Source organism: Streptomyces sp. R35, from assembly GCF_041053035.1.
Classification (GTDB): domain Bacteria; phylum Actinomycetota; class Actinomycetes; order Streptomycetales; family Streptomycetaceae; genus Streptomyces; species Streptomyces lutosisoli.
The window spans coordinates 8,543,184-8,565,003 of record NZ_CP163440.1; the positions used below are offsets into that span (position 1 = coordinate 8,543,184).

The window sequence follows — 21,820 nt, forward strand, 5'->3', positions numbered from 1 at the left end:
GAGGACCCTCGCGTCTGCCCCAGGGGCAAGGTCAAGCCGGCGTTTCCAGTGGGGACTCCTGTGCCCGTCGTGCCCGTCGCGCGCTGGTGACGAGGTATCCGAAGACGAACAGCACACCCGCCGTGCCGAAGACCGTCACGAGTATGTAGACGGGGAAGATGTCGTCGCCCTGCGGGTAGTGCTCCTCGCACAGCCGGACGACCTCGGGGTGCGTACGGGCCGCCTCCAGGCACACCTTGTGCCCCGGCTCGGCACGGCTGAGGTCGGTGTCGAGCTTCCGCACCGTGGTGTGGCGGTGTCCGTCCACCGTGTACGCGATCTCCTCCCTGCGGTACTTGGTGGTCGGCTCGATGACCCGGGAGACCACCCCGGTGACCCGCACCGGGTCGTCGTCGATCAGCTCCGCCCGATGCCACTGAAGCGTCGCCGAGCACGCACCGAACCCGGTGAGCACCAGGAACAACGCCCCGAACAGCCAGGTCAGTCTGCGCATGGCGGACAGCGTCGCACGTGCCGTTGTGGACGGCCAGGGACGTACGGGAGCGCAGTGATTGCGGGATTGTGAGTGGCCGCTACAGCCATCTGTGCGAGGCTCGGGGGTATGCGCTACATCATCATCGGAGCGGGAGCGGTCGGCGGGGCCATCGGTGGCCGGCTGGCCGAGGCGGGGCACGAGGTGGTCCTGGTCGCGCGGGGCGCGCACTATGAGGCGCTGCGCGCTGAGGGGCTGCGGTTCCTGACCCCCGAGGGGACGCACACGCACCGGCTGCCCACGGTCGACGGGCCGCGGGCGCTGGGGGAGTTGCGCGCGGACGACGTGCTGGTGCTCGCCGTGAAGACGCAGGACAGTGAGGCGGCCCTGGAGGCATGGGGGCCGAGCCCGGTCGCGGGCGGCGGTACGGCGGCCGAGCGGCTGCCGCTGGTCTGCGCGCAGAACGGTGTGGAGAGCCAGCGCCTCGCGCTGCGCCGCTTCCGCAGGGTGTACGGCGTCTGCGTCTGGCTGCCCGCGACCTTCGTCGAACCCGGCGTCGTGTCGGCCGCCGGCACCCCGCTCACCGGGATCCTGCACATCGGCCGCCATCCGCACGGCACGGACGAGACGGCCCGCCGTATAGCCGCCGACCTGGAGAAGTCCCGCTTCGAGGCGCCGGTCGTGCCCGATGTGGCCCGGTGGCAGTACGCCAAACTCCTCGGCAATCTCGCGAACTCGATCGAGGCGGTCACCGGGGTGCTCACCAGCGAGGAGGGCCTCGCGCTCTTCGGGCGCGTCCGCGCGGAGGGCGAGGCGGTGCTGGACGCGGCCGGCATCGCGTTCGCCAGTGAGGAGGAGCAGAAGAAGGCTCGTGGCGGCAAGATCCGGTTCGAGCCCTTCGACGGTTCCGAGCGCACCGCCGGCTCCTCCTGGCAGTCCCTCAACCGCGGTACCGGCACGATCGAGGCCGACTACCTCAATGGCGAGATCGCGCTCCTGGGCCGCCTGCACGGCGTACCGACTCCGCTGAACGACCTGCTCCAGCGGCTCGCCAACGCGTTCGCGCGCGAGCGCAGGGAGGCGGGGTCCATGACGGTGGCGGAGCTGGTGCGGCTGGCCGACGAGGCGGTGGCGGCCGCCGCCGAAGAGAGCGGTTCGTAGGCTGTCGCGTTTCTTAAAGAGGGCCGAGCCCGGCGTCCCTAGCGTGGAACGCATGAACAACGCGTACAAGAACGTGCACCCGTACATGGTGGAATGCGCAGCCGAGGCCGCCCGCGTCGCCCGCGGCGTCACGGCGGCGCGGCTGGCGGAGCCCGGTCCCACGCACTGTCCGGACTGGGACGTCCGCACCCTGGTGAACCACTGGGTCCTCTACACCTCGCACGGCCTGGAGCACCGGGCGCTGCGCAAGCAGCTCTCCGAGGAGCTGACCGGGCGGGACTTCACGGCCGACCCCGGCTGGGCGCGGGCCTATGCCGACCAGCTCGACCGCGCCGTTGCCGCCTGGGACGACCCGGACGTGTGGGAGGGCGAGGTCGACCTGGGGATGGCGAAGATGCCCGCCGCCGAACTCGCCCCGATGATCGTCAAGGAGATGGCGGTGCACGGCTGGGACGTCGCCACCGCCACCGGCCAGGAGTTCCGGATCTCGGACGGCGCGGCCCGGCTCGTCCTGGACGTGGTGGACACACATGGCGAGCTCTACCGGCAGTACGACGGCTTCGCCGACCCGGTGGACGTGCCCGACGACGCCCCCGTCTTCGAGCGCGCCCTCGCCCACAGCGGCCGGGACCCGCGCCTGGCCCGGATCGAAATGGACCAGTGATTCCGGGTGGAATTGGACCGTGTTTCTATGCCATTGGGTGACTAGCCTCGACGGCATGACGACCACAGCGCCCACCCGGGTCGATTTCTACTTCGACCCCGCCTGCCCCTTCGCCTGGATCACCTCCCGCTGGATGCTGGAGGTCGAGCGCGAGCGGCCGCTCGACCTGCGCTTCCACGCGATGAGCCTGTACCTGCACAACATCGGCAACGAACTCCCGGCGTGGTACCGGGAGTTGGTCGACAAGTCCATAGGTCCCGTCCGGGTCGCGGTGGCGGCGGCCGAGCAGCACGGCGAGAAGGTGCTGCGCGACCTCTACACGGCCTTCGGCACCCGCATCCACGAGCGCGAGGCCGAGGACTTCGACGCCGTGGTCGCCGACTCCCTCGCCGAGCTCGGACTGCCGGCCGAGCTGGCCGAAGCGGCCCACGACCCCTCGTACGACGAGGCGGTGCGCCGCAGCCATGACGCGGGCAAGGAGCCCGACTCCGATGCCTATGTGGGGACGCCGACCATCCATGTCGACGGAACGGTGTGGTTCGGACCGGTGCTGCGCGCCATTCCCCGCGGGGAGAAGGCGGCGGAGCTCTTCGACAGTTTCCGTGTTCTCGCCGCGCACCCGGACTTGTTCGAGCTCAAGCGGACCCGGACGGGAGGGCTGCGCTTCGACTGAACAGCGGTCAGAGCGCTGAACGCAGCTCGGATGAATCTCGGCCTCATGGAAGGGAGTTGCGTGATTCTTTGCCGCCTTCATTGACGGTGGCACGTCATAGATCCTACCTTTCTCGGCGTTGGGTACGGCTGATCCCACGGGAGGGGAACATGCCCATGCGCCGAAGAGCCGCCCTGGTCACTCTGATCTCCACGCTCCTGTCCCTCGGAATTCCGGGCGCCGTCTCCTCCGCGGAAGCCGCCACCTCCGACCTCTACGTCTCCCCGGCCGGGGACGACCACGCGAACGGCACCGCCCGCCACCCCGTACGCACCCTGGAACGCGCCCGCGACCTGGCCCGCGCCCGTGTCGCCGACCTGCCCGGCGACCTGACGGTCCACCTCGCATCGGGCACGTACCGCCGCACGAAGCCGCTCGTCCTGGACGCCCGCGACTCGGGAACCGGCGGCCACAAGGTGATCTGGCAGGGAACGGGAGAGTCGGTCATCAGCGGCGGCCGCCAGGTCTCCGGATGGCGGAAGGTCCCGGACAGACCCGGCCTCTGGTCCGCACCCGCCCCCCAAGGCCTCACTGACACACGGCAGTTGTACGTCGACGGGGTGCGCGCCCAGCGGGCCCGCGGCGCCGTCCCGGTCGGCCTCACCCAGACCGCCACCGGCTACACGGCGTCCGCCGACACGCTCGCGCACTGGAAGCACCCCTCCGACGCCGAGTTCGTGTACACCAGCGGCGAGGCCCTGTGGAACATCGAGCGCAACGGGCTGGGCCAGTGGACCGAGCCGCGCTGCCGTATCGCCGCCGCCGAGGGCACCGCCATCACGATGGTCCAGCCGTGCTGGGACAACTCCAACAAGCGGGTGGAGTTCCCCGACATCCCCGGCCGGACCGTCAGCATGGTCGGCCCCGGCCATCTCACCAACAGCGGCAGGGCGACGTACATCGAGAACGCCTACGAACTCCTCGACCAGCCCGGCGAGTGGTACCTCGACCGGGCCTCGCGGACCGTGTACTACCTGCCCCGCAAGGGCGAGAACCTCGCCCGGGCCGATGTCGAGGCCGCGCAGGCCGAGAAGCTGATCGACGGACAGGGGACGGCCGAAGCCCCCGTCCACGACATCGCCTTCCGAGGGATGCAGTTCAGCTATGCCACCTGGCTCACCCCGTCCCGGCCCGAGGGCTTCTCCGAGATCCAGGCGGGATACACCATCACCGGCGAGCAGGGCTGGGCGACACAGGGGCTGTGCCAGTACGTCGAGGGCGGCACCTGCCCGTTCGCGTCCTGGACCAAGATGCCGGGCAACGTCTCCTTCACGTACGGGCAGCGGATCGAGCTCAGCGACGACGTCTTCGCCCATCTCGGCGCGTCCGGACTGGACTTGGGCACCGGATCCAAGGACTCGACCGTCAGCGGCGTCATCTTCACCGACATCTCCGGGAACGGCCTGGAGATCGGGGGAGTGGACGGCCAAACCCCCGCCTCAGGTGTGCGGGTGACGGACAATCACCTCTACGGCCTGCCCCGTGAGTTCCACGGCGGCGTCGCGATCCTCAACGGCCACACCCAGCACAACACGATCGCCCACAACCAGATCGACCACGTCGGCTACAGCGCGATTTCGATGGGCTGGGGCGGCTGGCCCGACAAGATCGGCGACCCGGCGACCCCGAACCCCAGTCATGACAACACGGTCCGCGACAACCTGATCTTCGACTACATGCAGATGCTCGACGACGGCGGCGGCATCTACACCCAGGGCCTGACCGGCACCTCGATGGCCGACGGCGAGAAGGTCACCGGCAACGTCATCCACGACCAGTGGGGCCTCGGCAAGAACGTCTACACCGACAACGGCTGCACCTACGAGACGGTCGAGGGCAACATCCTCTACAACGCCTCGTACGCCAACGTCGCCTCCCGGCACACCGACTACCGCGACGCCCTCGGCAACAACGACCCCACCCTCGTCAAGGACAACTGGTGGGAGGAGGGCACGTCCGACGGCGACAACAAGGGCCTGGTGACGAGCGGCAACACCATCATGGCCTCGCCGTCCGACGTCCCGTCAGCGATCCTCGACAACGCGGGACTTGAACCCGCCTACCAAGGCGTGCTCGACCGTCCTGTCGGCGCTCCCTCGACCCCCGAGCCGCCCTCCCGCGTCGGCACGAGCACGGCCGGGGCGGACGCGCTGTACGTCACCTTCAACCCGAGCTTCGCGGACGGCGGTTCACCGGTGACGGGGTACACGGCACGGGCCTACGACGCGTCCGGCCGGCAGGCCGGCGAACAGGCCGTCGAGGCAGCCGAGTTCCAGCGCACCGCGCTCGTCCGGATCGGTGGACTCCCCTCGTCCGGCGGCCCGTTCACGGTCACCGTCACCGCGAGCAACGCCCACGGTGCGAGCGCTCCGTCCCTGGCCTCGCTCCCGCTGAGCCCGACGAACGCGACCGTGCTGCCCGGCGCACCCACAAGTCCCAAGCTGCGTACGGCATCCACCGCCGCCACCGTGGCGTGGACCCCGCCCACCGCGACCGGCGACGCCAAGGTCACCGGCTACCGCGTCACCGTCTCCGACGGCCGCGAACCGATCTCCGTCACCGGACGGGACGCGCTGGTCACCCAGCCCTCCACCAAGGGAATGTTCCGGGTGATCGGCGGACTCGAGCCGGGCACCTCGTACACCGTCACGATCGCGGCCGTGACGGCGGCGGGCACCGGGCCCGCGGCCACCGTCACGGCAACCACCCGACCGTAACGGTTCAGTTGGGCTCGCCCCGCCAGGTGTCCCGCCGTGCCCAGCGCACGGCGGGACGCACCGCGAGCCCGGCGACCGCGAACAAGACGGCGAGCAGGGCCCAGCCCGCCGTACCGTGCCGGATCGCGGTGACCGTGATCAGCGCCGGGCCCACCATCATGCCCGCGGACATGCCCGAGCCGAACACGCCCTGGTACACGCCGTGGGCGCGGGCGTCGGCGAGCTCGTAGCCGAGGGTCCAGCCGCCGGCGGCCGACAGTACCTCGGCGAAGACCTGGATCACCGCGCCGACCGTCAGCGCGACCACCGCCCACACGGGAGAGAGGCCCGCCGACAGCGCGTACACCGCGCAGGCCGCCGCGAGCAGCAGCCCCGCCCAGCCCATCGCCCGTACGGCACTGGGTACTTGGGAGGCGCGACGGGCCACCCGCACCTGAAGCAGCGCGACCAGGACGCAGTTCACGATCATCAGCAGGGCCGCCGTCCAGCGCGGAGCCTCGGTCCGCTCCACGATCCACAGCGGCAGACCGACCTCGGCCAGCGTGTACTGCACCACCAGGAGGGCGTTGAGTACGGTCACCGCCAGATAGGGCAGATCGCGCACGGCACGCCAGCGGTCCTCGGCGACGGCCCGGGAGACGGCGGGACGTTCCTCGGCCTCTGCGGCCGACGGCAGCGTCCGCAGCATCAGCGCGGGTGCCGCGAAGGTCAGCGCGTTCAGCAGGATGACGACGACGTACGCCGCGCGGGTGTCGAGCTGCAGCGCCACCGCGCCGCACGCGCCGCCCACGGCCATCGCCACGTTGACGATCATCCGGAGATAGCCGCGGGCCTCGACCCGGCCCGCGGCTGGCAGCACGTCCGCGTACACCGCGCCCATGACAGCCCGGCTCGCCATGAACAGCGCGGTCACGCAGATCACGGCAATCAGGAAGCCCGCGTACGAGGTGACCAGGGTGTACGCGGCCGTGGCCAGACCGCAGCCCGCCCACAGCAGTCCGCACACCCGGCGGGCGCCCCAGCGGTCCGCCGCCCGACCCGCCGGAATGCCCGCCGCCACGCCGGCCAGCCCCGCCACCGTCATCCCGAGGCCCACCGAGGTCGCGTCGAGCCCGACGATCCGTGTGAAGTACAGGACGCCCAGGGGGAAGAACAGCCCGTTGCCGAAGGCGTTGAAGAGCGTGATCACGGACAGTCGGCGCAGGACGGGCTCGACGGGCAGGAGCCCGCCCGCCCGTGTGAGCTGGTCGGTAGCGGTCATGTTCACACCCAACCCGGCATCCACTCGCCGGCGACAATCATTTAGCGTGACGCTCAATGATTGAGTTCCACTTCGGTGTCGGCGACCTCGCGACCACCTCGTTCGCCTACTCCCCGCTCCAGGAGGCGGTGTTCTCGCTGCGCTCGTGGGCCGACCCGCAGCGCTTCGCGTACCAGGCGCCCTGGTTGCGACGGCTGCGCCCGGCCTACGAACGGCAGGACACCGAGATCCTCGGCGCGCTGCTCACCGCGAGCAGCTGGATCCCCGACTTCCTGACGCCGCGTCCCACCCGGGCCCGGCCCGCCTTCGCCGAGGAGCTGCGTGCCCTGCGCGCGACGCCCGCCGGGCGGCTCGCGGTCGACTTCGCGGAGGCCTTCGCGTACGAACCCGCCGTCCCGGAGGTCATCGTGCGGGGCCTCGCCGATCCGCCCGCACTGCTGGAGCGGATCGCCGACTGCCTGGACGGCTACTGGCACGAGTGCCTGGCCCCCGACTGGTGGCCCCGGGCCCAGTCGATCCTGGAGGCCGACCTCACCCACCATGCGAAGGTCCTCGCGGAACAGGGCGCGGCCGTGCTCTTCCCGAGTCTCGACCGTCGTCTCACCTGGACCGGTGACGGCGTCCGGCTGATCCACCCCACCGACCGCAACTGGCCCGAGAGCGGCATCCGGATCGCGGGCCGCGGCATGGTGCTGACCCCGACGATGTTCGCGCGGGGCGCGGCCACCTGGGTCGATCACGGACTGCCGCCCGTGCTGTCGTACCCCGCCCGCGGCCGCGCCACCGTCTCCGAGGCGCCGCCTCCGGTCACCGACCGTGCCCTCATACGGCTTCTCGGCCGCCCCCGCGCCCGCCTGCTGCTCCTGCTCGCCGAGCCCGCGTCCACCACCGAGCTCGCCCATCGCCTCGACGTGACGCCGGGCGCGGTCAGCCAGCATCTCGCCGTGCTCTACGACGCGGGGCTCCTCAGCCGCACCCGCAGCGGCCGCATCGTGCGGTACGCGCGCACAGCGCTGGGCGACCAGCTGTGCCGTTAGGCCGTGCCGAGGACAGGCGACAGGGCTGCTGGGCGGGTCCGGCGAAGTCCGGTGCGGTACGGCAGCGCCCTGAAGGGGCGCGGGGCTGTGACATGTGCGGCTCCGCCGCGGGGCGCGACCAGCCACGACGGGCCCGCAGACGACGCACCGGATCTCCAGCGGAGCGCTCAGGCGCCGACCGCCGCCAGCGCCGGCATCCGTGCCTCGTCATAGCGTTCCAGCAGTACCCGGGCCACCTCCGGCGCCGGGCCCAGCACATCGGCCAGTACGTCCGCCTCCGCGGCGCCCCGTGCGATGCGGTCGGGCAGGCGGCCGGGGGCCAGGACGTACGGGGCGACCGCGACCCGCTCGCAGCCGAGCGCCCGCAGTTCGCGCACCGCGTCCTCGGTGCGCGGAAGGGATGCGGAGGCGAACGCAGGCCGCACGGCGCACCAACCGGTGTGCCGCCACTCCCGCGCGATTTCAGCGATCACTGCGATCGCCTCCGGGTCCGTGGACCCCGCCGAGGCCAGCACTACCCCGGTCGAGGACTTGTCGGCGGGGGTCAGCCCCGCCTCGTACAGACGACGTTCGAGCGCGGCCGTCAGGAGCGGGGAGGGGCCGAGCACCTCCGCCTGACGGATGCGCAGCCGCGACGGCGCCTCCCGCAGCACCGCCGGGATGTCCGCCTTCGCGTGGAAGGCGCGCGTGAGGAGCAGGGGCAGCGCCACCACGTCGCGTACGCCCTCTGCCGCCAGGGACTCCAACACCCCCTGCACCGAGGGGATGTTGAAGTCCAGGAAACCGGTCTCCACCCGCAGGCCGGGGCGCTGGGCCCTGATCCGCCGGATGAGGGCATGCACCGTGGCGGCGTGCCGCGGATCGCGGCTGCCGTGGGCGATGACCAGGAGGACCGGCTGGTTCATGACGGGCGGCTCAGCTCTTCACCAGGAGACCGCGGCTGCGCAGCACCCACCGCTCCACCGGGCTGAAGATCAGCAGGTCGATGGCGATACCGACGAACAGGATGAGGAAGATGGCGAGGAAGACCATCGACATGGAGCTGGCGTTGCGGCCGTTCTCCAGCAGCTGGCCCAGGCCCACACCCAGATCGGGGGAGGAGGCGATGATCTCCGCCGCCATCAGCGAACGCCAGGAGAACGCCCAGCCCTGCTTCAGGCCCGCCAGATAACCGGGCAGCGCGGCCGGCATGAGGATGTGCCAGGTGCCCCTCAGGCCCGTCGCGCCCATCGTGCGGCCGGCGCGCAGGAACAGCGGCGGCACCTGGTCGACGCCCGACACCAGGCCGTTGGCGATCGACGGGACGGCGCCGAGCAGGATCACCGCGTACATCATCGAGTTGTTCAGACCCAGCCAGATCACGGCCGGCGGCACCCACGCCACCGAGGGCAGCGACTGCAGGCCCGACAGGACCGGGCCGATCGCGGCGCGGATGAACCTCACGCGCGCCACCACCAGACCCAGCGGGGTGCCGATCGCCAGGGCGAACAGGAAGCCGAGCAGACCACGCGAGACGCTGGTCCAGATGTAGTCGAGCAGCGTGCCCTGCAGCCAGGCGTTCTTGACCTCGCCCCACACGTCCGAGGGAGTGGGCAGCTTGGTCGGGTCCGTGACGATGTCGAACGAGATCAGCGACTGCCAGATCACGAGCACCACCGCGAACGCGATGAGCGGCGGCAACACCTTCTGCCTGAAGGTCAGCCCGAAGGACCGGCCGCTGGAGAGACTGGTGACGCCGACGTCGAGGGCGTCGAGCCCGGCCTCCAGACCGCCCAGCTGGTAGTTGTCCTTGCCGGGGCTGTCGTTGACGGCAGTGTCCGTCCGCTTCGTCTCAGTGCTGGCCATGGCGGCGGATCTCCCCACGAAGTTCTTCGGTGATCTCGATGGACAGTTCCGCCACGGGCGCGTCCTCGATGCGCCGCGGCTGCGGAATGTCCACCGTCCATTCGCGGGCGATCCGCCCGGGACGGGAGGACAGCAGGATCACGCGCTCCGCGAGCCGCACCGCCTCGCGCACGTTGTGCGTGACGAAGAGGACGGACAGACCCGTCTCGCTCCAGATCCGGGTCAGCTCGTCGTGCAGCATGTCCCGCGTGATCGCGTCCAGCGCCGCGAACGGCTCGTCCATCAGCAGGATCTGGCTGTCCTGCGCGAGCGCGCGGGCCATCGCCACACGCTGGCGCATACCGCCGGACAGCTCGTGCACCCGCTTGCCGTACGCGCCTTTCAGCCGTACGAGTTCGAGCAGCTCCTCGGTCCTTTCGCGCCGCTCGTTCTTCGGAACTCCCCTGAGCCTCAGGGCGAGTTCGATGTTCTTGCCCGCGGTCAGCCACGGGAACAGGGCGTGCTCCTGGAACATCAGAGCCGGGCGCCCGTTGGTCGTGATGCTGCCGGCGGAGGGCTCGTCGAGCCCCGCCACCAGATTCAGCAGCGTCGACTTGCCGCAGCCCGAGGCCCCCAGGAGGGTGACGAACTCACCCGGCGCGACATCGAGGGTGATGTCGTCGAGGACGAGCTGCTGCCCGCCCGGCCCGGCGAAGGACTTCGAGACGTGCTCGATCCGGGCGGCGTACTCGACCGCATCGGCGCTGTCGGCGTCCTTGGCGAGGGTCGTGGTCGTGGCCATGGTCGTCACCTCCTGGGAACTCATCGGGATCCGGGCTTACTTGACGCCGAGACCGGCGTCGTCGACCGTGCTCTCGCCCGCGGCCTTGAGGACCTTGTTCAGGAGCGTGAGGTCGTAGATGCCCGTCAGGCTGGGGTTCTCCAGCAGACCGGCCTTGACCGCGTGCTCCGCCTCGGTGTTGAGGGTGGAGGCCAGCGGGTCATTGGTGATCTGGATGGACTTCCAGGCCGGGTCGAGGACGTTCGCCGGGAGCGCCTTGCCGGAGTCCGCCTCCAGCTGCTTGTTCGCCGAGGCCTTGGCCTCGTCCGGGTTGGCGTTGATCCACTTGTTGGTCTCGACCGAGGCCTTCAGTACGGCCTCGACGGCCTTCGGGTGCGCCTTGAGGAACTTCTGCGACACGATGATGTTCGTGATCACGAACTTCTTGTCGGGCCACAGGTCGGACTCGTCGAGCAGCACCTTGCCGCCCTCGGCGACCAGCTTGGACGCGGTCGGCTCCGGCACCCAGGCGCCGTCGATGGAGCCGGACTTGTAGGCGTCCGGGGTGATCTTGTTGTCCGTGCGGACGACCGAGACATCGCCCTTGCCGCTCTCCGCGTCGACCTTCCAGCCCTGGTCCGCGATCCAGTTGAGGAACGCGACGTCCTGCGTGTTGCCCAGCTGCGGGGTCGCGATCTTCTTGCCCTTGACGTCCTTCAGGGACTTGATCTTCTTCGGGTTGACCACGAGCTTCACACCGCCCGACGCCGAACCGCCGATGATGCGCAGGTTCGTGCCCTTGGACTTGGTGAAGCCGTTGATCGCCGGGGAGGGGCCGATCCAGCCGATGTCGATGGAGCCCGAGTTCAGCGCCTCGATCTCGGAGGGGCCGGCGTTGAAGATCTGGTACTTCGCCTCGGTGGCACCGAGCTCCTTCTGGAAGTAGCCCTTCTGGTTGGCCACCAGCGCGGTCGCGTGCGTCAGGTTGCCGAAGTAGCCGATCTTCACGGAGTCGAGACCGTCGATCTTCTTCGACCCGGCGGCGACCTTCGCCTTGGTGTCGTCCTTCGCGTCGGAGCCGTAGCTGCAGGCGGCGAGGGCGAGGAGGGGGAGAGCGGTGGCGACGGCGAGGCCGCGGCGGAGAAGCGCGGAGCGCGTGGAGCGGATGGCAGGCACGGGAGGGGTTCCTCTCGTTGGCCCGGCGGTCACGTTTCAGGCGTGGCCGGGAAGGTCGGCAGGTCTTCGTCTTGTCCGCGACGGCGGGTGGGGGGACGGGGCGCGCAAGCGGTGCGCGTACGTCATCGCGCACATCGCGCCACTCCGCCCTGCCCGCTGCCGAGGGCGCCGCTGCCGACGCGGCCGCCCTCCTTCGCGAACGTGGAGTAGATGTCGACTGGGTTCATGTCAGAAGTCCCAACCGTCGTCGTCGGACTCGTCCTTGACCGGCTGAGGCGCGGCGAACGACTCGCCGACCATGCCCGCGGTCAGGGTGGTGCCGTCCGCCGGGTCGATCAGGATGAACGCGCCGGTGCGGCGGGAGTCGGCGTACGAGTCGAGCGGCAGCGGCTCGGCGGTACGGATCACGACGCGGCCGATGTCGTTGGCGACCAGCTGCCCGGGGTGCGGGTGCAGCGACAGGTCGTCCAGCGTCAGCCGGGACGGGATGTCCTTGACGATCGCCTTGACCGTGCGGGTGCCGTGCTTGAGCAGCACGCGGTGGCCGACGGTGAGCGGCTGGTCGGCGACGTGGCAGACGGTCGCCTCGACGTCCTGCGTGGTCGCGGGCGCGTCCTTGCTCGGCACGATCAGGTCGCCGCGCGAGATGTCGATGTCGTCCTCCAGCAGGAGGGTCACCGACTGCGGGGTCCACGCGACGTCGACCGCCTTGCCCAGCAGATCGATCCCGGAGACCTTCGAGGTACGGCCGGAGGGCAGCACGGTCACGCTGTCGCCGACGCGGAACGTACCGGCCGCGATCTGACCGGCGTAACCCCGGTAGTCCGGGTGCTCGGCGGTCTGCGGGCGGATCACGTACTGCACGGGCAGCCGGGCGTGGCAGTGCGCCAGGTCGTGGCTGACCGGCACCGTCTCCAGGTGCTCCAGGACGGTCGGGCCGCCGTACCAGTCCATGTTCGCGGACGCGTCCACCACGTTGTCACCGGCGAGCGCCGAGATCGGGATCGCGGTGATCTCGGGAACGCCCAGCTCGGAGGCGTACGCCGTGAACTCCTCGGCGATCGCCGCGAAGACGGACTCCTTGTACTCGACGAGGTCCATCTTGTTGACGGCGAGGACCACGTGCGGGACGCGCAGCAGCGCGGCGACGGCGGCATGGCGGCGGGTCTGCTCGATGACGCCGTTGCGGGCGTCGACGAGGACGACGGCCAGGTCGGCCGTCGAGGCGCCGGTGACCATGTTCCGCGTGTACTGCACGTGACCCGGCGTGTCGGCCAGGATGAACCGGCGGCGCGCGGTCGCGAAGTAGCGGTAGGCCACGTCGATGGTGATGCCCTGCTCGCGCTCGGCGCGCAGGCCGTCGGTGAGCAGTGCGAGGTCGGGGGTGTCCTGGCCGCGGCTGGCCGAGACGCGCTCGACGGCCTCCAGCTGGTCCGTGAGAACCGACTTGGAGTCGTGCAGCAGACGTCCGACGAGCGTGGACTTGCCGTCGTCGACGGAACCGGCGGTCGCGAAGCGCAGCAGGGTCGTGGCCGACAACTGCTCGACCGACAAGGGCTCGGTGGGTTCGGTGGTGCTGGTCATGTCTAGAAGTACCCCTCGCGCTTGCGGTCTTCCATCGCGGCCTCGGACATCTTGTCGTCGGCGCGGGTGGCGCCCCGCTCGGTGAGGCGGGAGGCGGCGATCTCGGCGATGACGGCGTCCAGCGTGGTCGCGTCGGAGTCGACCGCGCCGGTGCAGGACATGTCGCCCACGGTGCGGTAGCGGACGAGCCGCTTCTCGACGGTCTCGCTCTCCTTGGGCCCGCCCCACTCGCCCGCGGTCAGCCACATGCCGGCCCGCGCGAAGACCTCACGCTCGTGCGCGAAGTAGATCTCGGGCAGCTCGATGCCCTCGCGGGCGATGTACTGCCAGACGTCCAGCTCGGTCCAGTTGGACAGCGGGAACACGCGGACGTGCTCGCCGGGCGCGTGACGGCCGTTGTACAGGTTCCACAGTTCGGGGCGCTGGCGGCGCGGGTCCCACTGGGAGAACTCGTCGCGCAGCGAGAAGACCCGCTCCTTGGCCCGGGCCTTCTCCTCGTCACGGCGTCCGCCGCCGAACACGGCGTCGAAGCGCTCGGACTGGATCTTCTCGGTCAGCGGCACGGTCTGCAGCGGGTTACGGGTGCCGTCCGGGCGCTCACGGAGCTTGCCCGCGTCGATGTAGTCCTGCACGGAGGCGACGTGCAGCCGCAGGCCGTGCTTCTTCACCGTGCGGTCGCGGTACTCCAGGACCTCGGGGAAGTTGTGTCCGGTGTCCACGTGCAGCAGCGTGAAGGGGACCGCCGCGGGGGCGAAGGCCTTCAGTGCCAGGTGCAGCATGACGATGGAGTCCTTGCCGCCGGAGAAGAGGATCACCGGCCGCTCGAACTCGCCCGCGACCTCGCGGAAGATGTGGACGGCCTCGGACTCCAGCGCGTCCAGATGCGACAGCGCGTAGGGGCTGATGCCCTCGGAGTTGCCTTCGGAACTTCCGGCCGACTCGGAGACAGTGGCTGCGGTCGTCATGCGAGACCCCTTTCGGTGAGCAGCGCATGCAGCGCGGCCGCGGACTCCTGCACGGTCTGGGTGTGCGACTCGATGCGCAGATCGGGCGACGCGGGCGCCTCGTAGGGGTCGTCGACGCCGGTGAGCCCCGAGATCTCGCCCGCGGCCTGCTTGGCGTACAGCCCCTTCACATCGCGTACGGAGCAGACCTCGACCGGGGTCGCGACATGCACCTCCAGGTACGCGGTGCCGCCGGCCTGGTGGCGCCCCCGCACCGTCTCACGGCTGTCCGCGTACGGCGCGATCACCGGGACGAGCGCCTTGACGCCGTTGCGGGCGAGCAGCTCGGCGAGGAAGCCGATGCGCTGCACGTTGGTGTCGCGGTCCTCGCGGGAGAAGCCGAGACCCGACGAGAGGAACTCGCGGATCTCGTCCCCGTCGAGCACCTCGACACGGTGGCCCTCCTCGCGCAGCCGGCCGGCCAGCTCGTACGCGATGGTGGTCTTGCCGGCACTCGGCAGACCCGTGAGCCAGACGGTGGCTCCGGTCGTCACTTGCTGCTCCTGAGAAATCGTGGGGTCCGCGGTCGTGTGCGAGGTCGTGTTCGTGGTCGTCATCCGTGCAGCCCGCACTCGGTCTTGGCGCGTCCCGCCCAGCGGCCGGCGCGCGCGTCCTCGCCCTCCAGCACACGGCGGGTGCAGGGCGCGCAGCCGACGGACGCGTAGCCGTCCATCAGCAGCGGGTTGGTGAGGACCCCGTGCTCGGCGACGTAGGCGTCCACGTCGTCCTGCGTCCAGCGGGCGATCGGCGAGATCTTGACCTTCTGCCGCTTCTCGTCCCAGCCGACGACCGGGGTGTTCGCCCGGGTCGGGGACTCGTCGCGGCGCAGCCCGGTCGCCCACGCGTCGTACCTGGTCAGGCCTTCTTCCAGGGGCTTGACCTTGCGCAGCGCGCAGCACAGGTCCGGGTTGCGGTCGTGCAGCTTGGGGCCGTACTCGGCGTCCTGCTCGGCCACCGTCTGGCGCGGGGTGAGCGTGATGACGTTGACGTCCATCACGGCCTCGACCGCGTCCCGGGTGCCGATGGTCTCCGGGAAGTGGTAGCCGGTGTCGAGGAAGACGACGTCCACGCCGGGGCGGGCACGGGAGGCGAGGTGGGCGACGACCGCGTCCTCCATGGAGGAGGTCACGCAGAACTTCTTGCCGAAGGTGTCGACGGCCCACTGGAGGATCTCCAGGGCGGAGGCGTCCTCCAGGTCGCGCCCCGCCTGCTCGGCGAGGCTCTTCAAGTCCTCGCCCGTACGCTCTTCCTGAATCGTCGTCATATCTCTGCCCCTCCACGATCGTCCTGCCGAAGCCCCCGGGTCAGCAGCCCGAGGAACTTCAGCTGGAAGGCTCGATTGCACGCCGCGCATTCCCACGCGCCGTGGCCCTGCTCGCTCGGACGAAGGTCTTCGTCACCGCAGTAGGGGCAGTAGAAGGGGGCCGCTCGCTCGCTCATGAGAGGGACTCCTCGGAGGCTCGGGTGGCCCACTTGGCGAAGCGCTCGCCTTCCTCGCGCTCCGCCTCGAAGCGCTTGAGGACCCGCTCGACGTAGTCGGGCAGCTCCTCCGAAGTGACCTTCAGGCCACGGACCTTGCGGCCGAAACCGGCCTCCAGACCGAGCGCGCCGCCCAGGTGCACCTGGAAGCCCTCGACCTGGTTGCCGTTGTCGTCCAGGACCAGCTGGCCCTTGAGACCGATGTCCGCGACCTGGATACGGGCGCAGGCGTTCGGGCAGCCGTTGATGTTGATGGTGATCGGCTCGTCGAACTCGGGGATGCGGCGCTCGAGTTCGTCGATCAGGGAAGCACCGCGCGCCTTGGTCTCGACGATCGCGAGCTTGCAGTACTCGATGCCGGTGCAGGCCATCGTGCCGCGCCGGAACGGGGAGGGCTTCACGGTCAGGTCGAGGGCTTCGAGGCCCTCCACCAGCGAGTCGACCTGGTCCTGCTCGACATCGAGCACGATCATCTTCTGCTCGGCGGTGGTGCGCAGGCGGCCGGAGCCGTGTCCCGCGGCCAGCTCGGCGATCTTCGTGAGGGTCGTGCCGTCCACGCGGCCGACGCGCGGCGCGAAACCGACGTAGAAACGGCCGTCCTTCTGCCGGTGCACACCGACGTGGTCGCGCCAGCGGGCGACCGGCTGGTCGGGGGCCGGGCCGTCGACGAGCTTGCGCTTGAGGTACTCGTCCTCCAGGACCTGGCGGAACTTCTCGACGCCCCAGTCGGCGAGCAGGAACTTCAGGCGGGCGCGGGTGCGCAGCCGCCGGTAGCCGTAGTCGCGGAAGATCGAGATGACGCCCTCGTAGACGTCCGGGACCTCGTCGAGCGGGACCCAGGCGCCGAGGCGCTGGCCGATCTTCGGGTTGGTGGAGAGGCCGCCGCCGACCCAGACGTCGAAGCCGGGGCCGTGCTCCGGGTGGTTCACGCCGACGAAGGCGATGTCGTTGATCTCGTGCGCCACATCCAGCAGCGGCGAGCCGGAGACCGCCGACTTGAACTTGCGGGGCAGGTTCGAGAAGTCCTTGTTGCCGACGATCCGGCGGTGGATCTCGTCGATCGCGGGCGTGCCGTCGATGATCTCGTCCTCGGCGATCCCGGCGACGGGCGAGCCGAGGATGACGCGGGGCGTGTCACCGCAGGCCTCGGTCGTGGACAGCCCGACGGCTTCGAGCCGGTTCCAGATCTCGGGGACGTCCTCGATACGGATCCAGTGGTACTGCACGTTCTGCCGGTCGGTGAGGTCGGCGGTGCCGCGCGCGAACTCCTGCGAGATCTCGCCGATGACGCGCAGCTGCTCGGTGGTCAGCCGGCCGCCGTCGATGCGGACGCGCAGCATGAAGTACTTGTCGTCCAGCTCCTCCGGCTCCAGGATCGCGGTCTTGCCGCCGTCGATCCCGGGCTTGCGCTGGGTGTACAGGCCCCACCAGCGCATCCGGCCGCGCAGGTCGTTGGGGTCGATCGAGTCGAAGCCCCGCTTGGAGTAGATCGTCTCAATGCGTGTCCGCACGTTGAGACCGTCGTCGTCCTTCTTGAACTGTTCGTTGCCGTTGAGCGGGGTGAAGTGACCCACGGCCCACTGACCCTCGCCGCGGTGACGACTCACCTTGCGGCGGGGCGCGGCGGCGGGATTCTGCGGGGTGGCGGCCATGGTTGCTACGTCCTTCGAGACTGCGGGACAGATCTGTCAGCGGCTCTGACCTGCGCATACGGGCGCATACGGAAGTATGGGCGCGTCACTGCGCAAGGGTCGCAAAGAGGGGAGAGTCGGGCGTTGCTGGACTGGTCAGCTCGCCGGACAGATGGCGCTGGACATGCGGCCGAGGTCGACGTGCCGCCGACTCACCAAGGCAATTCCAGTTCCAGACATGACGGAAGCGTGTCACGGGGATCTCGGGCCAGTCCACCTTCATCCATCATGTGGACACCCTGGTCCCGCATCGTGAGACGGGGGTGGCGTCGGTCACATGTCCGGGCCCCCGGCGCCGCCGAAACGCGCCGGAAGCCGGTCACGGACAGGTCACCAGCAGGTCAGACCGCGCGGGCTCCCGGCCAGGGACCCGGTGCGGCCACCTCCGGCTCCTCCTCGACCTTGGTGTCGAAGAGCTTGAAGCCCCGCCGCAGATAGTTGTCCATCGCGTGCTCCCCGTCCAGGCTGCACGTATGCAGCCAGACCCGCTTGGTCTCGGCCCGCCCCGGCCAGCGCCCGGCCAGGTCCCAGGCCCGCGCGACCCCGTAGGAGAGGAGATGCCCGCCGATCCGGCGCCCCCGGAAGGCGGGGATCAGCCCGAAGTACACGACCTCCACGACACCGTCGTCCTGCGGGTCCAGCTCGACATAGCCCGCGGGCGTTCCCTTGTCGTACGCGACCCAGGTCTCCGAGCCCGGCCGCTCCAGGGCCTCCTGCCACTGCGCGTACGTCCAGCCGAGCCGGTCGATCCAGCGGATGTCCCCGCCGACCGACGCGTACAGGAAGCGGCTGAACTCGGGCGAGGGCACCTCGGACCGTACGATCCGGACGTCCCCGTCGGGCGCGATCGCGGGGACCAGGTCGGTCGGGGCCGTCTGCTCCAGGGACCAGGTGGTCACAGTGACGTTGCTCATGCGAGCCAGGGAACCATGAGGGCACGCCGGCCTCCAAAAGTGCCCCCGGAACCGCTCTCGGGAACCCGGGCGCGACCCCGGTCCCGAGCGGACGCCCACTTCAGCGAGCCGTCCGCTCCAGTGAGCGGTCTGCTCCAGCGACCCGTCTACTCCATCGACTACTCCATCGACCCGTCGACCGTGGACAGCGGAACGGCGTACAGCACCCGCTCCCGGGTCGAGGTGCCGTCCGCGGCCCCGGTCAGCGTCCACAGCTCACCCGTCTCCTGCCAGTAGGAGAGGGACGCGGTGCCCAGGCCCCAGCACGCGTGCGACCGGTCCGCCGTGCAGGTGGCGGCCTTCGCGCCGCTCCCGGTCTGCCGCCAGAGGGTGCTGTGCTGGGTGCGGCTGTCCGGTGCGTGGCCGACGTACCACCGCGCCTCGCGCGTGCCGCTCGGCGTGTGCGACAGGACGCCGGACACTCCTGCCGCCTTGGTCTCGTAGGCCTCGACCGCGTCGACATACCCCTGGGAGTCGGCGAGCAGGCCCGTGCGGTAGGCGGCGGTGCTGTAGGAGTACCGCCAGACACGGGACCGTGCCGCGCCGCCGGAGGTGGACCGCTCGGTCGCGACCAGGCTGTCCGGCGCCGTCGTACGGTCGAGGGAGAGGGAGCCGAAGCACGGGACGGCCTTGTCGCTGCCCGCCGTACAGGCGCCGCCGGTCACGTCGTAGGAGCCGACGGCCGGGAGCACGTACTGGTAGCCGTCCGCCGAGTAGCCGTCGCTCACCCTGCCGACGGCGCCGCTGTTCACGTCGGCCTTCAGGATGCGGTGCATGTCGAAGACGAGCAGGCCCGCGCCGTGCGCGGCGGTGACGATCAGCTTGTCCTGGTACCAGACCATGCCGCCGAGGCCCGAGCGGACCGCCGTGAAGTCCTTGCCACCGGCGCGCGGGGCGACGAGCAGGACCCAGCGGTACGTGAGGGCGTCCGGGTCGGTCGCGTCGACGAAGGCGACCCGGGCCAGGCCCTCGTCCCGGGTCGGCGCGGCGGCCTGCTGGTCGTTGTGCGTCCAGCCGGCCAGGATCACCCGGTGCCCGCCCCACTGGCCGTCGTCGTCGGCGTCCCCGGAGGTGGTCACGGACCGTGGCTGCCACTGGAGGTTGCCGGCGTCGCCGCTGTCCCAGCAGTACGCGCGCGTGGCTGCCGGTTCGACGGGCAGCGCTCCCTGCTCACCGGCGGCGCAGCCGGCCTTGTCGCGCATCGAGCGGTCGGCGCTCTGGAGGACGCCGTCGACACCGACGTTCCCGCCCATGTCCTCGGTGAGCGTGTCGAGGGTGTCCCGGGCGACCAGGTTCTCGTGCAGACGCAGCTCACCGGTCGCGGCCGCCGACGTGAGCGGCGTCAGCCCGCCCGGAGTGCCGCTTCCCGTGGCCTGGGATGTGCTGATCAGGGTGGCGGCCGCGGTCAGCGCGAGGGCGGTTCCGGCCAGGGTGGCGCGCAGCGCCTGGCCCCTTCTACGACGACGGTGCCTGCCGCGCTGCTTCATGCGTCCTCCTGACAAGGCCAACTGCCTCTCACACTCCGGGGGTTGACGGAGAGACGGGTGGGGTGGCCTGTGAGGGGATGCTACGGCAGATGCCCACGAGCCTGGTCGAAGACCCCGGAAGACACTCACGAAATACGCACGCGACGGCACTGAGCATCCGCCGCGACGGCCCTGGTCATCCGCACACGGCGGCACTCGACGGCCAGGGGTCACCCACGGAACACCCTCACGACAACCCCGGCCCCTGCCACGGTGCCCCGCCCGCCCGCGCCCCCAGTACCGCAGGCGCCGTCGAGTGCGGCAGCAGGTCCAGCGGATCGTCCGGCAGCAGGACCTCGACCTCCACCTCCTCGCGGAAGCGGTACGGCCGGTGGTCGAGCAGGCCCGTCAGGCGTCGCCGTACCCGGGACAGTTCGGCGCGGACCGTCACCGTGCGGGTGGGGTCGCCGAACAGGTCGACGGCGAGCTGGGCCGCGGTGCGCCCCTGGCGGTGCACGGCGAGCACGTACAGCAGCTCGGCGTGGCGGGGGGTCAGGTCCTGCGACCAACTGCCCGCCGCTCCCTGGACGGTGGCGCACGGCCGCCGGGGCTCGCCGAGGTCCAGCACGACACGGCTCGCGGACCCGGTGGTGTCGGTCTCCGTGACCCGCAGCAGCCATCCGCCGGGCATCGGCTCCGCGACGCACATCCCGAGCGAGGGCAGCCAGACCCGGCCCGCGCCGAAGGAGTTGGGGAGGGGGACCCGGTCCACGGGCGGCATCCCCGTGACGGCCGCGAGCCAGCCGTTCGTGTCGACCACCAGCGCCTTGCCGCCGAGCCGGCACAGGAGGGGCGCGGCCACCGCGCGCAGCCGCTCGATGGCCGTCAGATGTCTGCTGCGCAGTTCACTTTCGGCCAGCCGGGACACCGAGTCGACCAGGGCGAGCGTGGCCGGATGAAACGTGCTGTCCGGCCCGCTCACGTCGATGATGCCGAGCAGCCGCCCGTCCCGGGGGTCGTGCACCGGCGCGGCCGCACAGGTCCAGTCGTGCAGCGTGCGCACGAAGTGCTCGGCCGAGTGCACTTGCACGGCCGCGCCCGCCGACAGCGCGGTACCGATCGCGTTGGTGCCCGTCGTGTCCTCGCTCCACGCGGCGCCCTCCTCCAGACAGATGGTGTCGGCCCGGCGTAGCACCCCCGCGTTGCCCTCGCGCCACAGCACCCGGCCCTCCGGGTCCGTGACCACCATGATCTGCAGGGACGCGTCGGCGACCGATCCCAGCCCGCCGCTGAGGATCGGCATCACATCGGCGAGCGCGGTGGATGTCCGGCGATGTTCGAGTTCGTCCGTCTGCAACAGCACACTGTCCGTGCCTTGTTCGGGATCGACACCAAAACGTTTCACTCGTTGCCATGACTGGCCGATGACCGGTCGCGGCGCGATCGGGGAGCGTTCGCCTCTGAGTGTCGCGGCCCAGGTTTCCTGGAGGTGCCGGACCGTTTCGGACGCGTCCAGCGGAGCGAAACGGGCGGGGTTGAACGATGTGGTCTTCACAGGGCACTCCCGAAACCAGTACCGCGCATGAACAGTGACGCCGCCGTCTCCCCACATCGTGCCTGCTCCCGGCGCGGTACGCGGGCAGTTCGCACAAGGAGCACAAAGGAATGCAACGGTCTGCAACTCTCGCCAACGGTCACAAGGTTCCTTGAAACTGACAACGACGTCACCTCGCGCGGCGTCCGTGCTCCTTGAACGGGGCCACAAGATGCGGGGGTGGTGCCGTGTCGGCGCAGCACCACCCCCGTTCCCGAGTGCTCACCTACGAAGAGCAACGGAA

The 21,820-nt window shown here is 70.4% G+C and carries 21 protein-coding genes; 5 read left to right on the forward strand and 16 right to left on the reverse strand.

Going from position 1 to position 21,820, the window contains the following annotated elements; genetic code table 11:
• Positions 1-31 precede the first annotated feature (31 nt).
• Entirely contained in the window at positions 32-493 is a 462-nt protein-coding gene (locus tag AB5J50_RS38420) for a hypothetical protein (protein WP_369263296.1), read from the reverse strand.
• Positions 494-601: 108 nt separating this feature from the next.
• Here AB5J50_RS38420 and AB5J50_RS38425 point away from each other — a divergent pair, with 108 nt between their 5' ends.
• The 4 genes from AB5J50_RS38425 (at position 602) to AB5J50_RS38440 (ending at position 5,726) form a co-directional block, all read left to right on the forward strand.
• Positions 602-1,633: a ketopantoate reductase family protein gene (locus tag AB5J50_RS38425; RefSeq protein WP_369263297.1), complete on the forward strand. Its 1,032-nt coding sequence runs from the start codon at positions 602-604 to the stop codon at positions 1,631-1,633.
• Between the two features lie 52 nt (positions 1,634-1,685).
• Entirely contained in the window at positions 1,686-2,297 is a 612-nt protein-coding gene (locus tag AB5J50_RS38430; protein ID WP_369263298.1) for a TIGR03086 family metal-binding protein, read from the forward strand.
• A 55-nt stretch (positions 2,298-2,352) separates the two neighbouring features.
• Positions 2,353-2,970 carry a DsbA family protein gene (locus AB5J50_RS38435; RefSeq protein WP_369263299.1) on the forward strand — a complete coding sequence of 206 codons (618 nt, stop codon included), beginning with the start codon at positions 2,353-2,355 and terminating at the stop codon, positions 2,968-2,970.
• A 155-nt stretch (positions 2,971-3,125) separates the two neighbouring features.
• Positions 3,126-5,726 (forward strand): fibronectin type III domain-containing protein, encoded by a 2,601-nt coding sequence (locus AB5J50_RS38440; RefSeq protein WP_369263300.1) that lies wholly within the window; start codon positions 3,126-3,128, stop codon positions 5,724-5,726.
• 4 nt (positions 5,727-5,730) lie between these two features.
• Here AB5J50_RS38440 and AB5J50_RS38445 read toward each other — a convergent pair whose 3' ends face one another.
• Complete coding sequence (locus AB5J50_RS38445; RefSeq protein WP_369263301.1) at positions 5,731-6,987, reverse strand: MFS transporter; 1,257 nt, start codon at positions 6,985-6,987, stop codon at positions 5,731-5,733.
• Positions 6,988-7,043: 56 nt separating this feature from the next.
• Here AB5J50_RS38445 and AB5J50_RS38450 point away from each other — a divergent pair, with 56 nt between their 5' ends.
• Positions 7,044-8,024 carry a helix-turn-helix domain-containing protein gene (locus tag AB5J50_RS38450; RefSeq protein WP_369263302.1) on the forward strand — a complete coding sequence of 327 codons (981 nt, stop codon included), beginning with the start codon at positions 7,044-7,046 and terminating at the stop codon, positions 8,022-8,024.
• A 167-nt stretch (positions 8,025-8,191) separates the two neighbouring features.
• On the opposite strand, the gene AB5J50_RS38455 is transcribed toward AB5J50_RS38450, so the two are convergent.
• The 14 genes from AB5J50_RS38455 to AB5J50_RS38520 all read right to left on the reverse strand — a co-directional run bounded on the left by AB5J50_RS38455 (position 8,192) and on the right by AB5J50_RS38520 (position 21,498).
• Positions 8,192-8,929 (reverse strand): sirohydrochlorin chelatase, encoded by a 738-nt coding sequence (locus AB5J50_RS38455; RefSeq protein ID WP_327432631.1) that lies wholly within the window; start codon positions 8,927-8,929, stop codon positions 8,192-8,194.
• Between the two features lie 10 nt (positions 8,930-8,939).
• Positions 8,940-9,869: an ABC transporter permease gene (locus AB5J50_RS38460; RefSeq protein ID WP_369263303.1), complete on the reverse strand. Its 930-nt coding sequence runs from the start codon at positions 9,867-9,869 to the stop codon at positions 8,940-8,942.
• Positions 9,856-10,674, reverse strand: coding sequence for an ABC transporter ATP-binding protein (locus AB5J50_RS38465; RefSeq protein WP_369263304.1), 819 nt, complete (start codon positions 10,672-10,674; stop codon positions 9,856-9,858). The genes AB5J50_RS38460 and AB5J50_RS38465 overlap by 14 nt, the downstream gene beginning before the upstream one ends.
• A 12-nt stretch (positions 10,675-10,686) precedes the next feature.
• Positions 10,687-11,796 carry an aliphatic sulfonate ABC transporter substrate-binding protein gene (locus AB5J50_RS38470; RefSeq protein WP_369265624.1) on the reverse strand — a complete coding sequence of 370 codons (1,110 nt, stop codon included), beginning with the start codon at positions 11,794-11,796 and terminating at the stop codon, positions 10,687-10,689.
• Positions 11,797-12,033: 237 nt separating this feature from the next.
• The gene (locus AB5J50_RS38475; RefSeq protein ID WP_369263305.1) at positions 12,034-13,389 is read right to left on the reverse strand and encodes a sulfate adenylyltransferase subunit 1; all 1,356 of its coding nucleotides are present in this window, start codon (positions 13,387-13,389) and stop codon (positions 12,034-12,036) included.
• A 2-nt stretch (positions 13,390-13,391) separates the two neighbouring features.
• Positions 13,392-14,354, reverse strand: coding sequence for a sulfate adenylyltransferase subunit CysD (gene cysD / locus AB5J50_RS38480; protein ID WP_369263306.1), 963 nt, complete (start codon positions 14,352-14,354; stop codon positions 13,392-13,394).
• Positions 14,351-14,887, reverse strand: a complete 537-nt coding sequence (gene cysC / locus AB5J50_RS38485) for an adenylyl-sulfate kinase (protein WP_369263307.1) — start codon at positions 14,885-14,887, stop codon at positions 14,351-14,353. Before cysC ends, cysD begins: the two co-directional genes overlap by 4 nt.
• 59 nt (positions 14,888-14,946) lie before the next feature.
• Entirely contained in the window at positions 14,947-15,657 is a 711-nt protein-coding gene (locus AB5J50_RS38490; protein ID WP_369263308.1) for a phosphoadenylyl-sulfate reductase, read from the reverse strand.
• Entirely contained in the window at positions 15,654-15,833 is a 180-nt protein-coding gene (locus AB5J50_RS38495; RefSeq protein WP_369263309.1) for a hypothetical protein, read from the reverse strand. The genes AB5J50_RS38490 and AB5J50_RS38495 overlap by 4 nt, the downstream gene beginning before the upstream one ends.
• Positions 15,830-17,524, reverse strand: a complete 1,695-nt coding sequence (locus tag AB5J50_RS38500) for a nitrite/sulfite reductase (RefSeq protein ID WP_369263310.1) — start codon at positions 17,522-17,524, stop codon at positions 15,830-15,832. Before AB5J50_RS38500 ends, AB5J50_RS38495 begins: the two co-directional genes overlap by 4 nt.
• A 135-nt stretch (positions 17,525-17,659) precedes the next feature.
• A complete protein-coding gene (locus AB5J50_RS38505; protein WP_309486338.1) occupies positions 17,660-17,743 on the reverse strand; it encodes a putative leader peptide in 84 nt (27 codons plus the stop codon).
• Between the two features lie 161 nt (positions 17,744-17,904).
• Positions 17,905-18,477 (reverse strand): GNAT family N-acetyltransferase, encoded by a 573-nt coding sequence (locus AB5J50_RS38510; protein WP_369263311.1) that lies wholly within the window; start codon positions 18,475-18,477, stop codon positions 17,905-17,907.
• Positions 18,478-18,635: 158 nt separating this feature from the next.
• A complete protein-coding gene (locus tag AB5J50_RS38515; protein ID WP_369263312.1) occupies positions 18,636-20,003 on the reverse strand; it encodes a hypothetical protein in 1,368 nt (455 codons plus the stop codon).
• 226 nt (positions 20,004-20,229) lie between these two features.
• Entirely contained in the window at positions 20,230-21,498 is a 1,269-nt protein-coding gene (locus AB5J50_RS38520; protein WP_369265626.1) for a GAF domain-containing protein, read from the reverse strand.
• Positions 21,499-21,820: the final 322 nt, after the last annotated feature.

Excerpts from the sequence above, each read along its gene's own strand:
- AB5J50_RS38420 (WP_369263296.1), bottom strand. The coding sequence starts at position 493 with ATGCGCAGACTGACCTGGCTGTTCGGGGCGTTGTTCCTGGTGCTCACC.
- AB5J50_RS38425 (WP_369263297.1), top strand. The coding sequence starts at position 602 with ATGCGCTACATCATCATCGGAGCGGGAGCGGTCGGCGGGGCCATCGGT.
- AB5J50_RS38430 (WP_369263298.1), top strand. The coding sequence starts at position 1,686 with ATGAACAACGCGTACAAGAACGTGCACCCGTACATGGTGGAATGCGCA.
- AB5J50_RS38435 (WP_369263299.1), top strand. The coding sequence starts at position 2,353 with ATGACGACCACAGCGCCCACCCGGGTCGATTTCTACTTCGACCCCGCC.
- AB5J50_RS38440 (WP_369263300.1), top strand. The coding sequence starts at position 3,126 with ATGCGCCGAAGAGCCGCCCTGGTCACTCTGATCTCCACGCTCCTGTCC.
- AB5J50_RS38445 (WP_369263301.1), bottom strand. The coding sequence starts at position 6,987 with ATGACCGCTACCGACCAGCTCACACGGGCGGGCGGGCTCCTGCCCGTC.
- AB5J50_RS38450 (WP_369263302.1), top strand. The coding sequence starts at position 7,044 with ATGATTGAGTTCCACTTCGGTGTCGGCGACCTCGCGACCACCTCGTTC.
- AB5J50_RS38455 (WP_327432631.1), bottom strand. The coding sequence starts at position 8,929 with ATGAACCAGCCGGTCCTCCTGGTCATCGCCCACGGCAGCCGCGATCCG.
- AB5J50_RS38460 (WP_369263303.1), bottom strand. The coding sequence starts at position 9,869 with ATGGCCAGCACTGAGACGAAGCGGACGGACACTGCCGTCAACGACAGC.
- AB5J50_RS38465 (WP_369263304.1), bottom strand. The coding sequence starts at position 10,674 with ATGAGTTCCCAGGAGGTGACGACCATGGCCACGACCACGACCCTCGCC.
- AB5J50_RS38475 (WP_369263305.1), bottom strand. The coding sequence starts at position 13,389 with ATGACCAGCACCACCGAACCCACCGAGCCCTTGTCGGTCGAGCAGTTG.
- cysD (WP_369263306.1), bottom strand. The coding sequence starts at position 14,354 with ATGACGACCGCAGCCACTGTCTCCGAGTCGGCCGGAAGTTCCGAAGGC.
- AB5J50_RS38490 (WP_369263308.1), bottom strand. The coding sequence starts at position 15,657 with ATGACGACGATTCAGGAAGAGCGTACGGGCGAGGACTTGAAGAGCCTC.
- AB5J50_RS38495 (WP_369263309.1), bottom strand. The coding sequence starts at position 15,833 with ATGAGCGAGCGAGCGGCCCCCTTCTACTGCCCCTACTGCGGTGACGAA.
- AB5J50_RS38500 (WP_369263310.1), bottom strand. The coding sequence starts at position 17,524 with ATGGCCGCCACCCCGCAGAATCCCGCCGCCGCGCCCCGCCGCAAGGTG.
- AB5J50_RS38505 (WP_309486338.1), bottom strand. The coding sequence starts at position 17,743 with ATGTCTGGAACTGGAATTGCCTTGGTGAGTCGGCGGCACGTCGACCTC.
- AB5J50_RS38510 (WP_369263311.1), bottom strand. The coding sequence starts at position 18,477 with ATGAGCAACGTCACTGTGACCACCTGGTCCCTGGAGCAGACGGCCCCG.
- AB5J50_RS38515 (WP_369263312.1), bottom strand. The coding sequence starts at position 20,003 with ATGAAGCAGCGCGGCAGGCACCGTCGTCGTAGAAGGGGCCAGGCGCTG.